Below are 13,313 nucleotides of genomic sequence, written 5' to 3' on the forward strand. Positions count from 1 at the left end.
AGTTCGCACGCTCCGCTAGTGCTCAGTTGGTCGAACCCCGATCTATTTTTGAGTTCCCTGCCCTGAGATCGTCGCCACTGGCGACGCCGCACTCACCTTGAAGCCAGTCCAACACGCCCACACGGCCCCGCTCACCACCGCGCCGACCACGCCGGCAATGACGACGTTGCGCAGATGCCGGGCCGCGTAGTGGAGGTTTCGCAGGAACGCGAATTGGCCTTGAACTGAGATCGGATTGGAGACGTCCATCCCGAGCATAAGAAACGTTTCAGAAACGGCCTCTTTCGCGGCGACCTTCGCGGCCATCTTGACTACTTCTTCCATTTCGCTGCGCTGTGCTGGCGTCATCACCGAGCCCCATAGTTGCGACGAACGCTGCCGTACCAGGCCGGCACCCCGGCGAGCCGGGCTTGCAGTTTGATCGCGTAGGAAGTCGTCAGCTCGAGCATCGCGTGCGCGTCCTTGTCCTTGCAGCCGGCAACGCCGCGCCAAGGGAAACGGCATTGCGTGTCGAGATACGGCACAGGCGGCGCTTTCGTGAGCTTAACGGGCGCCGGTGGCAGACAGCCCGACATGCTTTCGCGTAACCGCCATCATTGAGCCCCTGGCTTCTTGAGATAGATCGCAACGCCGTTCGCGACGGACAGAAGGATGCCGCCGACGACGTAAGTTCCGGACGGGAACGTTTCGGAAAGGTGCGGCCAGATCAGCAGGAGCCCGCCAACGGCGCTCCGGAACACGGCCTGTTCAATCGCGATGCGCCGACCATGTCGGCGGCGATATCCGTTGATGTTGCTGACGAGCTTCACATGGCACCCGTTCCCGAGAGGACTTCCGTTCTCGGAAAGGGCTACCGCCGAGCGGTTAGTGGATGTTTTTGATCCGTTGCCGAAGTTCCGCGGGCTTGCGCGATCATCCTACGGGCGTGTTATAGGGAGCCTATGAAAGCGGCCTATCGCCCCGACATTGACGGCTTGAGAGCCGTTGCGGTTTCAGCCGTGATCTTGTTTCACGCATTTCCCGGTGCGCTGCCCGGCGGGTTCGTCGGCGTCGACATCTTCTTTGTCATCTCCGGATACCTCATTACCGGCATTGTGACGTCGGAGCTGCACGACAAGACGTTCAGCATCGCGGCGTTCTACGAAAGGCGAATACGGCGGATCTTTCCGGCGTTAATCGTCGTTTTGGCCGCGACTGTATTCTTAGGCCTGCGCCTTCTCCTGCCAAACGAGTTGCATTCACTCGGAAAGAACGCAGTTGCGAGCGCGCTATTCGCGGCCAATCTGATGTTGCTGTCCGAAGTCAACTATTTTGACGTCGACGCACACCTAAAGCCGCTTCTGCACCTCTGGTCTCTTGGCATTGAGGAACAGTTCTATCTTGTGTGGCCTGTGATTTTGTGGGCTTTGCCACGACGAAGAATACCTCTAGCGGCGGCGATCGGCCTTGCTGTGTCGTTCGTCCTAAATCTGGCGCTGGTCGCCGATCAACCTGCAGCAGCGTTCTTTCTGCCGTTTACGCGCGCTTGGGAGCTGATGGCGGGGGCACTGCTAACGTTCATCCCCGAACAGCCGAGGGCCGCAAAAGAGGCAATAGCGATTGTAGGGCTTGTCGCTATTGAAGCCTCGTTCTTTTTATTTACTGACAAGATGACGTTCCCCGGCTGGGCTGCGGGAGTACCCGTCGCCGGTGCGTCGCTGTTGATGGCGTCCCACGGATCGGCCGTAAATCGCGTCCTTTCGCTTCGCCCGTTCGTCGGTGTCGGACTGATCAGCTATTCCTTGTATCTGTGGCACTGGCCCGTCCTCGTATTTCTGCAAGTTTACCTTTTTCGGCCACTCAACGACACTCTCGGGTTTATCGGCGTTGTGTTGGCTTCCGCTCTTTCGGTGCTGACTTATTTTGCGGTTGAGCGGCCTCTACGTCGCCGATCCCGAGTGTTGCCGATCGGCGCCGCTATGGCGGCGGCCGGAGCATTCGGCCTATATGCGGCCCTCGTGAAGCCACCAGATTTGCCTGCCGAACTCCAAGCGATGCTTAGCGCAGCTGATGGCGTGGGTGCATGGCGTGTACACGAGTGCATGCTGCTCGACGGAGAGGACGGCAATTTTCGGAACTGTTCTGAGAGAAAGCGGCCGCTAATCGCAATTTGGGGAGACTCTACGGCCTCAGCGCTAATTCCTGGGTTTAGAAAGCTGCAACAAGACCACGAGTTCGGAATAGCGCAGCTTACCGTAAGCTCATGCCATCCGTTGCTAGTTCCGGCGCATTCTGCCAACCACTACTGCCTGGAAAAGAACGCGGAGATCGTGCGTCGCATTTCCGAGGTCAAGCCTGACGTCGTTGTGCTTCACGCCACCTGGGACGTTGACGATCGGATTGGAACCACTAAGCCAACCATAGACGCCCTTCGCGAAGCCGGCGTTCCTCGCATCATAATTCTAGGACCGACCCCCGTTTGGCGCGGTGGCCTCCCTAATGCCGCGGTGAACTACTTTAGGCGCAACGGAAAAATCATTCCCGAGTTGACCTCTCAGTATGTCGATAGTGACGCAGGCGACAGGACCATGAGTGTCATAGCCGACGAGTTGGGTGTCCAGTACGTGTCTGCAAGAAAGGCCTTGTGCCGTGGCGACGAATGTTTGGCCTCTGTCAACGGATCTATCACGGCTAGAGACATCATCCATCTTACAAAGGCTGGCTCTGAGTTCCTAATCCAACAGATCGCTCCGCAACTTGGCATCGAGTGACACTTATATGATCCGACGCGGATAGGCGAATAGGCTGGCAACGACTTCGTTCAATAGCTTTGGCCAGATCACCGAACCTGCGCCTAAATCGCACGGAACGACGGCATTGTTTCGCAACCTTTGCGCGCGGACTCGACGACAGCGGGCACGGTGCTCGGCGCTCAATCGCACCTGTCTGTAAGGGCGCATTCCGAGGACACCGCATTGTTGTCCACAGTGTGGATTACGCCACACCGCGCGACCGTGAATCGCCGTAATCTTCAAGCGTGTTACTCCTTGCCTTCGTCGAGCAACGTCGCGAATGACGGGCTTTCATGCGATGGCTTACATGGCAGCCGGGCGCTGATCGAGCCCAGCTGGACAATTGCGAATACAATGCATGCCAGTATCGCGAATGCACGAGCAGTTACCACTTCCAAAACTGATGGCGCGGCTGCTGTGGATCTATTTCGAGCTGAGAAGATCGCCACGGTCGCGGATCGATCACATCATGACTGCCGCTTTTGCGGAAAGAAGCTCACCCTAGTCAGAACGATCATGGAATCTGAAAGTGGAGTTGTCATTCATACGTTTGAATGCGAGCGGTGTGGGGACCGCACTTGGACCGACTAAGAAGGTGCCTATGCTCTTGGCGTACGCCATCGTGCCGGCCAAATCGACTTAAGGCAACTGATAGCTCGCTATCACCACAGTTAGTGCAGTTTTAGTTTTTATTCGCGCTCTCTCTCGGCGAGAGACACAGGCCGTAGCGTAGGCTTTGTTTGCGCGACCGCATTATCTATAACCAGGCTGTCAAATTCCATTTCGGGCGTCGCTTTTATAATCGGCTCGTTTGGTAGGCCATCTGCCGGCTCATACCAAGGCGATTTTTCAACTGCTCCTCCCTCAAGGGCTTGCGCCATTAACTGCCCAATCTCCGCTCCAGTTAGAGGAACGAGCGTGCCACCCTCGTTCCTATAAAGCTGGGGGCAGAAATAGAGCGCGTGGATTCGCGGATCATAGCCATCGATGACGAGATAGTACTCCGTCTTGCCTAACAGCCTTCGCCTCTTGACGAGCTTGCGCTGCTGCGTAGTAAGCGCAACTCTGAGCCTTTCCCGCTGGTGACCAACGATAGTCGCCGCTTCCAATAAAATAAGCCAATCCCTCGTCTTAGCGTTGTCTGCATGGATCGGAACAAGGTTCCCCTGTGTGTTGAATATGCCCATTCCGCCAAATCCCCGAAGCTCCAACCGCCGCTTCTAGAGGATTTAAGCATCTATGGCCTGAGATTTGAAGCTAACGCCAGGTATGGTCACAAGGCGAGCAACGCCCTTGGTGCGGGACCGCGTGTGGGCATTGCTTTAAAAAGGGGGACATCCCGGAATTCATTCGAATACGCCTCAGGTTGGCAGACTTCAAATTTGCAGCCTTGACTCTCTGTTCGCTCTTTGTTCTTGTGCCAGCTCGTCGTCAATCCAGAGCAAACTATGCCCTCACTCGAATTCGTCCGTTCGGAGATCGAGCGCATGCGCGTGCAAGTTAGCCGCCAGCGCAAAGAAATCCTTCAGCTCCAGAGAGCGGGTATCCCGACCAGCTCGGCCGAGATGCTGCTGCAACGGATGCTCGACAAGATCGACACTCTCTGTGCTGACCGAGATCGGATGAAAGCTACACTGCCGAAGCCGAAAGGCAAAGTTCTGGGAGGCCGGAAATGGTGACGGAGCGTCCGCAGTGGTTCGATGATTGGGACAATCCGCCGCCGTTCATTAGGGCACTAAACGAAGTCCGACAACTCTCCGCTCGTGAAGGCTGGTCTATCACCATGTTCAGGCGATCCAGGTTGCTATTGATCAATACGCCGAGGCTGCGCTCGGCAATCGCGAGTTCTTTTTGAACCGGCCGTACAGTGTCGGACCGACTAGGAAGGGAGATGTCCCCTAGGAAGCCGGTGCTCCGCAGGGTGCAGCGAGGATAGAGCCATACCTTCGCTATCTTTGGTTACAGGTTACTGTGCGTTCGCGCTCCGGCCGTTAATTGCGCAGTCGAAGGATCGCACAAGGTGTGGCGTTTCCAGCCTGCTCGCTTACCGGGTTTTGGCACGACAGCGGATTGAGCCTTCACCGGAGCGACAGCACCGTAGTCATACGGCTGCGCGGCGGCATGCCGTGGCGCTAACCTCACCACCTCTTTCCGCCAAGGTGGTCTCCCAAGCGCATGCCTACGCAGGACGCTGAACATTACTGTCAGAAAGCCGCTGAATGTGAAGGCGAAGCGGCCGAGGCCACGACTGCGAGCGCGAAAGAAGCCTGGTTGCAGGCAGCCGAGGAGTGGAGAAAACTCGCACAAGCGGCAGAGGAGAAAGCGCGCCGGTCTTAGAGGCCAGCAAGTCTGCCATCCCTCTTGAGATCGCTGAGCCTGCGTATGTAATAGCCTTGGCTCTGGACTGCCTGCCTGATCTCCTCGCTTAACCTGATGACCCTTTTCTTGCTCTTGCGCCATTTCCCTTCGACGCCAATACCCGGCACGGGAAACCCCTTCCTCACAACGAGCAGATCGCGCCTGACATTGAAATACGCTTCGACCATGCAGCCCCCAAAATACCTGGAAATATCGTTTCAGAGCAAAGCGAGGCTCGTCGAAATGCAATCAGCAATTTGGCCACTGCCTGTGAATATCGAGGAAAAGCGCAGCGCTCGTTGTTTCGACACAACATTTTCTGCTTGGATGTTGTTCGTATGCCGCACCCAACGACCAACGACTATCTGGGTGAGTATGACCGGGAGCTAGATGAGATCGTCGCCGCCTGTGGCGGCGATGTACGTAGCGCTCTCAGGGTGCTCATGCTCGTCAACGAGCAGTTAGAGCATATCCTAAACTGCTTAAACGCGGAACTGGTTGAGCACGTATCGCGGCAGCAACGACGGCGGACACTGCATTAGCTTTGCGAAATCCCAAACGCGGAATCCTGGCGCGGTTTGGGTCGCAAGGCCCACGCGTCATATCGCTTGTCCGGCGGCGGTCAGCCTCAGAAATGTCCCGCTCCCATCAGGGTGTGTATCGGCGCGGGGGTCCGACGCCGATCGGCGCCAGGATCACTATTCTGTCGTTTGCATAATCAAGACTTTAGCCCACACGCGCAGGTGATCGAGGGGGCAAATTTCGATCAGCATTCACACTATATCAATCTGGAGCATTTTCCGGAGGACCGGCCTGGCCCGGTCAGCGGGTCCGTTTTTCGCTTCGCCGAAGATCCTCCTGCGCAACGCGAACGCCCTCGAGGACGGCGAGAGCGCGGGCATCGGGCGCAAATGCTTCCTTGTGGATGGCCGCGGCTTTCCTGGCTGCACCGGAGTAAAACCGGAAGGCTTGACCCGCCAGTTGCTTGTTGCTCTCACGGACCTTCTGCAGCGCCGTCGCACTTTTCGAAACGATCGCGACCTGAGCGCCAGCAGGAAGAGCGAGGCTCTTCAAAGCGGCAGGCTTCTGCTCAAGTATCATCATCACCCCGTCCCCGGGGACGGACACATCCTCGGTAGCGGACGATTTTGGATGTGTCTTAGGCATGGCTCAACTCCATCCCAACTATCGGAACCAGCCGCAAATTTGTCAACTTGTACATCCTGGGCGATTCAATCGCCTCGCCAGTGCTATTACCCCGCGTTGGCCTTCAGGCCTGCCGCCTCGATGCCGGCCACGGCGCAGATCTCGTCATTATCTGACGTGTCGCCGCTGACGCCGACGGCGCCGAGCAGGTTGCCTCCGTCCATGATCAGCACACCGCCCGGGACCGGCACCAGCCGGCCCTGCGCCAGCGTATTCACGGAATCGACGAAATAGGCCTGCTCCTGTGCGCGCTGAAACAGCGCCCGCGATCCCATGCCCAGCGCCAGCGCGCCATAGGCCTTGCCGTGGGCGATCTCGGCCCGCATCAGGCTGGTGCCGTCCTGCGCGGCCGTCACCTTCACCGCGCCGCGTGCGTCGAGGATGGTGACGACCAGCGGCTTCAGCTTCTTCTCGACGCCCTTGGCCAGCGCGGCATCCAGAATCTTGCGGGCAATTTCGAGAGTGAGTTCAGCCATGGGCCTCTTCCTTTGTCGGTAACAATGTGTCGGAATTCGATTTCGCACGTTTCAGGCTCATCGCCAATACGCTGGCGACATGCAGCGGCGTGCGTCCGCTGCCGTCCTTGATCTGGTGCCGGCAGGAGGTGCCGTCGGCCACGATCAGCGTATCCTGATCCGCGCTGCGGACTGCCGGCAGCAGCGACAGCTCGGCCATCTCGATCGAGGCCTGATAGGTGTCCGCGCCATAGCCGAACGCGCCGGCCATGCCGCAGCAGCTCGACTCGATGGTCTTGACGTCGAGGCCCGGCACCAGGCGCAGCACTTTCTCCACCGGCTTGAACGCGCCGAAAGACTTTTGGTGGCAATGACCGTGCACGACGGCCTTGCTAGCGACTGCGCCAAGCGGCAGAGCGAGGCGCCCAGCCTCGGCCTCGCGCACCAGGAATTCCTCGAACAGCAAAGCGTGCGCGCTGAGGGTCTTCGCGGCGTCATCCGAACGCAGCGACAGCAGCTCGTCACGCAGGGTCAGAAGGCAGCTCGGCTCGAGCCCAACGATCGGCACGCCGCGCGCCGCGAACGGCGCGTAGGTCGCAACCAGCCGGTCGAGCTCGGCACGGGCCTGCTCCACCAGGCCCGCCGACAGGAACGTTCGCCCGCAGCACGGCGGACGGCCGCCGTCCGACGGCTTGGGCAGGTGCACGCGATAGCCGCCGGCGACCAGAACCTCGACCGCGGCATCGAGATTCTCCCGCTCATAGCCGCGGTTGAACGTGTCGGCGAACAGCACCACTTCGCGGCCATCAGCCGGACCCAGCACCTCGGCGACAGGCCGGAAGGTGTCGCGGCGAAACGCCGGCAGTGCGCGCTTCGCGCTGATGCCGGCGAGTGTCTCGAACAGCGCGCGCAGCAGCGGGCTGCGGTTGCGCCAGTTCGCGATCGGAGCAAAGCGCGAGGCGAGATCGACGTAGCGCGGCAGATAGCCGACCAGCCGGTCGCGCAGCGAGAGACCGTGCGACGCGGCGCGGGCCGCCAGCACCTCGATCTTCATCTTGGCCATGTCGACGCCGGTCGGGCATTCATGGCGGCACGCCTTGCAGGAGACGCAGAGTTTCAGCGTGTCCATCATCTCGTCGGAGGCGAGCGCGTCCGCACCCAACTGGCCCGAGATCGCCAACCGCAACGTATTGGCGCGGCCGCGGGTGACGTCCTTCTCGTTGCGCGTCGCCCGATAGGACGGGCACATCACGCCGCCCTCGAGCTTGCGGCAGGCGCCGTTGTTGTTGCACATCTCGACCGCGCCCTGAAAGCCGCCGCCGGCGCCGGGATAGGCCGACCAGTCCAGCGCCGTCTTCAATTCGCCGACGCGATAGCCCTGCGAAAAACGAAACAGCGAACGATCGTCCATGGCAGGCGGATTGACGATCTTGCCCGGGTTGAGCGTATTGTCCGGATCGAAGCGCTGCTTGACCTCGCGGAAATCGGCCACGATGCGCGCGCCGAACATCGTCTCGTGGAATTCCGAGCGCACCAGGCCATCGCCGTGCTCACCGGAATGCGAGCCCTTGTACTCGCGCACCAACGCGAAGGCTTCCTCGGCAATGGCGCGCATTGCCTTGACGTCCTTCTCGAGCTTGAGATTGAGCACCGGCCGCACATGCAGGCAGCCTTCGGAGGCATGCGCATACATCGTGCCGCGGGTGCCGTGTTTGGCGAAGACGGCATTGAGCCGTTCGGTGTAGTCGGCAAGATGCGGCAGCGGGACCGCGCAATCCTCGACGAACGAGACCGGCTTGCCCTCCTGCCTCATCGACATCATGACGTTGAGCCCGGCGGCGCGGAAATCGGCGATGCCGGATTGCAGCGCGGGCTCGACGATCTCGACCACGCCGCCCCATTTGCGCTGCGGCTTGTCCCAGCCGAAGCCGAGGTCGCCCATCAGCTCGCCGAGCTGCCTGAGGCGGGCGAGGTTGTCGGCCTGATCTTCCTCGGAGAACTCGACCACAAGGATCGCGTCCGGGTCGCCGCGCACTGCCGCGGAAATGATCGGCTGGAACATCGCGATCTCGCGGCCGAGCGCGATCATGGTGCGATCGACCAGCTCGACTGCGATCGGCCGCAGCTTGACCAAGTGCTGGGCCGCATCCATCGCCTCGTAGAAGCTGCCGAAATGGCAGACGCCGAGCGCCTTGTTGCGGATCACGGGCCACAGCTTGAGCTCGACCTGCGTCGTGAAGGCGAGCGTGCCTTCCGAGCCGACCAACAGATGCGCCATGTTGTTCGGCGCGTTGCGCGGCACCAGCGCATCGAGGTTATAGCCGCCGACGCGGCGCTGCACCTTGGGGAATTTGTCCGCGATCTCGGCCGCCTCGCGCTCGCCGAGATCAAGCATGTCGCGGAACAGCTTCGATCCGCTGTCGGACGCATGGATCCGCGTCAGGTCGCGCGGCACCTCGCCGAAATGCAGCAGCGTGCCGTCGGCGAGCGCTGCATCCATCGACAGCGTGTTGTCGCGCATGGTGCCGTAGCGGAGCGAGCGGCCGCCGCAGGAATTGTTGCCGGCCATGCCGCCGATGGTGGCGCGCGACGCTGTGGAGACATCGACCGGAAACCACAGCCCGCGTTTCTTCAGTTGGCGGTTGAGGTCGTCGAGCACGATGCCGGGCTCGACCACGCAGATGCGGTTCTCGACGTCGAGCGAGAGGATGCGGTTCAGGTGCTTGGAGAGGTCGACCACGATGCCGTCATTGACGGTCTGGCCGCATTGCGAGGTGCCGCCGCCGCGCGGGGTCACGATCCGTCCGGCGTCGCGGACGATCGCAAGCGTTCGCAGCGCCTCGTCGATGGTGCGGGGCACCACCACGCCGGCCGGCATGATCTGGTAGAACGAGGCGTCGGTCGCGTAGCGGCCGCGGTTGAAGGCATCGAAAAACACGTCGCCGGTCAGGTCGGACCGCAGGCGCTGTTCGAGCGATGAGGCGTTCTTCATCCCAGATCCGATGTGATCCGCGGCGCAACTCATATTGCCCGGGAATTATTCATTCGATTGAGCCGAGAATTACATTATGAATTCAAAATGAGCAACTAGCTGCCTTGAGGCCTCGCCTCTTGGGCGGTGCCCTCGCCCTCGGCGAGGTGCTCGATCGCGGCGCTCCGCTTGTTGCGCAGATGGGCGAACAGGATATCGCTGAGCTCGCTTGCGGCGCGGCGGCGCAGCGCATCGAGGATCGCCTCGTGCTCGCGCATCGCCTCGGCCCAGCGCTGCCGCTTGCGGGCGAAATTGGCGGAGTAGCGCACGCGGCGGATCCGGCCTGCGAAGTTGGCGTAGGTGGTCTTCAGCGTGTCGTTGCGCGCAGCCGCGACGATGCTCTCGTGGATCTTCTGGTTGGTCTGGAAATAGCCGTGCATGTCGCGGTGCAGATAGTGGCCGTACATCTCGTAGTGCAGCCGCTCGATCGCGGCGATTTCCTCGTCCGTGATGCTCTCGCAAGCCAGTCGCCCGGCGAGGCTCTCCAGCCCGGCCATGACGTCGAACAGTTCTTCGAGGTCGCCCTGGCTGAGCTGGCGCACCCGCGCGCCCCGATTGGGCAAGAGTTCGATCAGGCCTTCGGCGGCCAGCACCTTGAGCGCCTCGCGCAGCGGCGTCCTGGAGATCCCCAGCATTTCGCACAGCTGGCGTTCCGGAACGCGCCCGCCCTCGGGAATGTTGCCTTCCACCACATGGTCGCGGAGCCGCAGCAGGATCTCACCGTGAAGCGAGACTTCCTGGCGGTCGCTGCCGTTGCCGGCGGCGGGCTCGGTGATCGGAACCCCGGTCTCGGGAATCGCAGATTTCATATTCTGAACAATAATTTGCCGGCGCGGTCGCGTCGATCTCCACAATCGAATACCAAAATTGGATTGAAAATACAAAAAATGAATGCAAAATGGTTGGCCAAGGAGCCGAAATCCGGCGATTGGGAGGTTCTCATGCATCAAGGACGCCATTTTCTGCAGATTCCAGGGCCGAGCCCTGTGCCGGATCGCATTCTTCGCGCGATGGACATGCCGGTCATCGACCATCGGAGCGCCGAGTTTGCCGAGCTTGGCCGCACCGTGCTCGAGGGAAGCGGCAAGATCTTCCAGACCGCAGGCCCGGTGGTGATCTTTCCGTCGTCGGGCACCGGCGCCTGGGAAGCCGCGATCGTCAACACGCTGTCGCCCGGCGACAAGGTCCTGATGGTCGAGACCGGCCACTTCGCCACGCTGTGGCGGCAGCTGGCCGGCCGTTTCGGCATCGAGGTCGACTTCATTGCCGGCGACTGGCGGCGCGGCGCCGACCCAGCGTTGATCGAGGCAAGGCTTGCCGAGGACAGCGCGCACAGCATCAAGGCGGTGATGGTCGTCCACAACGAGACCTCGACCGGCGCGACCAGCCGGATCGCCGACATCCGTGCCGGCATCGACCGCACCGCGCATCCGGCGCTCTTGATGGTCGACACCATTTCCTCGCTCGGCTCGGTCGATTACCGGCACGACGAGTGGAAGGTCGATGTCAGCGTCAGCTGCTCGCAGAAGGGCTTCATGCTGCCGCCCGGCCTCGGCTTCAACGCCATTTCGGAGAAGGCCCGCGCCGCGTCCCGCACCAACAAGGTGCCGCGCTCCTATTTCGATTGGGAGGAGATGCTGAAGCCGAACGCCAAGGGCTTCTTCCCCTATACGCCGGCGACGAACCTGCTCTACGGGCTGCGCGAGGCGATTGCGATGCTGCTGGAAGAGGGGCTCGACAACGTGTTCGCCCGCCATCGGCGCCTCGCCGCCGCCACGCGTGCCGCCGTCAATCAATGGGGGCTCGAGAATCTCTGTCAGGAGCCGTCGGAATTTTCGCCGGTGCTGACCGCGGTGATGATGCCGCCTGGCCATGATGCCGATCAGTTCCGCAAGGCCGTGCTCGACAATTTCAACATGTCGCTCGGTGCCGGCCTGTCGAAGGTCGCAGGCAAGGTGTTCCGGATCGGTCATCTCGGCGAGTGCAATGAGCTGACGCTGCTCGGCGCGCTCACGGGCGTCGAGATGGGGCTGTCGGTTGCCGGCGTGCCGCACCGCTCGGGCGGGGTCGAGGCGGCGATGCGGCTGCTCGAGGAGCGCGATCAACGCAACGCGTCGCATCTGAAGGTGGTCAGCACTTAAGCGCCGACCGACGGCATCCCGCACGCCAACGGCTCAGAAAAATCGCGGATCAGGGAAGGGGAGGGATATGAGGCTTCGGTTCAAGGCCACCCATGTCGTGTTGGCCATGCTCTGCGTGATGTATTTCATCACCTATGTCGACCGCGTCAATATCGGCACCGCAGCCAGCGAGATCCAGAAGGAGCTTGGTCTGTCCAACACCGAGCTCGGCCTGGTATTCTCGGCCTTCGCCTATCCGTATCTGCTGTTCCAGGTGATCGGCGGTTGGGTCGGCGATCGCTTCGGGCCACGCCAGACCTTGTTCTGGTGCGGCATGATCTGGGCTGCGGCGACCATCATGACCGGCTTCGTCCATGGTCTCGCGGCGCTGTTCATCGCGCGCTTCGCGCTGGGCTTCGGCGAAGGGGCGACGTTCCCGACCGCGACCCGCGCCATGCAATACTGGACGCCTGCGAACCGCCGCGGCTTCGCGCAAGGCCTGACACACGCGTTTGCGCGGCTCGGCAACGCTGTGACCCCGCCGGTGGTCGCGCTCCTGATCCTCTGGCTGACATGGCGCGGCGCATTCGTCGTGCTCGGCGTCGTCAGTCTGATCTGGGGTGTTGCGTGGGTCTGGTACTTCCGCAACGAGCCTAGGGACCACAGCTCCATCACGGAGGCCGAGCTTGCGACGTTGCCGCCGCGCCCGCAGGGCGAGCGGCCGAAGGTGCCGTGGGGGCCGCTGTTGCAGCGGATGTGGCCGGTGACGCTGACGTATTTCTGCTACGGCTGGTGCCTGTGGCTCTACCTCAACTGGCTGCCGCTGTTCTTCAAGAACAACTATAGCCTCGATCTGAAGAACTCGGCGCTGTTCGCATCCGGCGTGTTCTTTGCCGGCGTGGTCGGTGACAGCATCGGCGGCGTCATCTCTGATCGCATCCTCGAACGCACCGGCAATGTGCGGATGGCGCGGCTCAGCGTGACGATCGTGGGATTCGCCGGCGCGTTGCTCTCGCTGATGCCGATCCTGTTCGTTCACGACATCACAGTGGTCGCGCTCTGCCTGTCGGCCGGCTTCTTCTGCGCCGAGCTGGTGATCGGCCCGATGTGGTCGATCCCGATGGACATCGCGGCGAAATATTCCGGCACCGCCGCAGGCATCATGAACAGCGGCTCGGCGTTCGCGGCGATCGTCTCGCCGCTGGTCGCCGGTTTCGTCATCGACGCCACCGGAAACTGGTACCTGCCGTTCCTGATGTCGATGGGGCTGCTGCTGCTTGGCGGTTTCTCGGCGTTCCTGATGCATCCGGAGCGGCCGTTCGAGGAAGCGAGCGAACTGGCGGTGCAGGGGAAGGTCGTGGCAGCCGAATGA

General features: G+C 61.3%; 13 protein-coding genes. 4 read left to right on the forward strand and 9 right to left on the reverse strand.

All coding sequences use genetic code 11. The features are described 5' to 3' along the window. Window positions 1-42: 42 nt before the first annotated feature. From ACVWW1_RS02600 to ACVWW1_RS02610, 3 genes are all read right to left on the reverse strand, one after another. Window positions 43-348: a hypothetical protein gene (locus ACVWW1_RS02600; RefSeq protein ID WP_456654737.1), complete on the reverse strand. Its 306-nt coding sequence runs from the start codon at window positions 346-348 to the stop codon at window positions 43-45. Then, window positions 348-524 carry a hypothetical protein gene (locus ACVWW1_RS02605; protein ID WP_456654738.1) on the reverse strand — a complete coding sequence of 59 codons (177 nt, stop codon included), beginning with the start codon at window positions 522-524 and terminating at the stop codon, window positions 348-350. Before ACVWW1_RS02605 ends, ACVWW1_RS02600 begins: the two co-directional genes overlap by 1 nt. 69 nt (window positions 525-593) lie before the next feature. Beyond that, complete coding sequence (locus ACVWW1_RS02610; protein ID WP_456654739.1) at window positions 594-809, reverse strand: hypothetical protein; 216 nt, start codon at window positions 807-809, stop codon at window positions 594-596. Window positions 810-941: 132 nt separating this feature from the next. Between ACVWW1_RS02610 and ACVWW1_RS02615 the strand changes: the two genes are divergently transcribed. Further along, a complete protein-coding gene (locus tag ACVWW1_RS02615) occupies window positions 942-2,750 on the forward strand; it encodes an acyltransferase family protein (protein WP_456654740.1) in 1,809 nt (602 codons plus the stop codon). Window positions 2,751-3,460: 710 nt separating this feature from the next. On the opposite strand, the gene ACVWW1_RS02620 is transcribed toward ACVWW1_RS02615, so the two are convergent. Further along, on the reverse strand, window positions 3,461-3,958 hold the full coding sequence (locus tag ACVWW1_RS02620) for a hypothetical protein (RefSeq protein WP_456654741.1): 498 nt from the start codon (window positions 3,956-3,958) through the stop codon (window positions 3,461-3,463). A 261-nt stretch (window positions 3,959-4,219) separates the two neighbouring features. Here ACVWW1_RS02620 and ACVWW1_RS02625 point away from each other — a divergent pair, with 261 nt between their 5' ends. Beyond that, window positions 4,220-4,450, forward strand: coding sequence for a hypothetical protein (locus tag ACVWW1_RS02625; RefSeq protein WP_456654742.1), 231 nt, complete (start codon window positions 4,220-4,222; stop codon window positions 4,448-4,450). A 654-nt stretch (window positions 4,451-5,104) separates the two neighbouring features. On the opposite strand, the gene ACVWW1_RS02630 is transcribed toward ACVWW1_RS02625, so the two are convergent. The 5 genes from ACVWW1_RS02630 to ACVWW1_RS02650 form a co-directional block, all read right to left on the reverse strand. After that, the gene (locus tag ACVWW1_RS02630) at window positions 5,105-5,317 is read right to left on the reverse strand and encodes a hypothetical protein (protein ID WP_456654743.1); all 213 of its coding nucleotides are present in this window, start codon (window positions 5,315-5,317) and stop codon (window positions 5,105-5,107) included. Window positions 5,318-5,951: 634 nt separating this feature from the next. Next, a complete protein-coding gene (locus ACVWW1_RS02635) occupies window positions 5,952-6,233 on the reverse strand; it encodes a hypothetical protein (protein ID WP_456654744.1) in 282 nt (93 codons plus the stop codon). Between the two features lie 149 nt (window positions 6,234-6,382). Beyond that, window positions 6,383-6,811, reverse strand: coding sequence for a GlcG/HbpS family heme-binding protein (locus tag ACVWW1_RS02640; RefSeq protein WP_456654745.1), 429 nt, complete (start codon window positions 6,809-6,811; stop codon window positions 6,383-6,385). After that, complete coding sequence (locus ACVWW1_RS02645; protein ID WP_456654746.1) at window positions 6,804-9,782, reverse strand: FAD-binding and (Fe-S)-binding domain-containing protein; 2,979 nt, start codon at window positions 9,780-9,782, stop codon at window positions 6,804-6,806. The genes ACVWW1_RS02640 and ACVWW1_RS02645 overlap by 8 nt, the downstream gene beginning before the upstream one ends. Before the next feature lie 95 nt (window positions 9,783-9,877). Beyond that, window positions 9,878-10,630 carry a GntR family transcriptional regulator gene (locus tag ACVWW1_RS02650; RefSeq protein ID WP_456654747.1) on the reverse strand — a complete coding sequence of 251 codons (753 nt, stop codon included), beginning with the start codon at window positions 10,628-10,630 and terminating at the stop codon, window positions 9,878-9,880. A gap of 132 nt (window positions 10,631-10,762) precedes the next feature. On the opposite strand from ACVWW1_RS02650, the gene ACVWW1_RS02655 reads away from it, so the two are divergent. Together ACVWW1_RS02655 and ACVWW1_RS02660 are read left to right on the forward strand one after the other, a co-directional pair. Beyond that, window positions 10,763-11,962, forward strand: coding sequence for a pyridoxal-phosphate-dependent aminotransferase family protein (locus tag ACVWW1_RS02655; protein WP_456654748.1), 1,200 nt, complete (start codon window positions 10,763-10,765; stop codon window positions 11,960-11,962). 67 nt (window positions 11,963-12,029) lie between these two features. Beyond that, window positions 12,030-13,313 (forward strand): MFS transporter, encoded by a 1,284-nt coding sequence (locus ACVWW1_RS02660; RefSeq protein WP_456654749.1) that lies wholly within the window; start codon window positions 12,030-12,032, stop codon window positions 13,311-13,313.

The organism is Bradyrhizobium sp. JR3.5 (assembly GCF_054057015.1).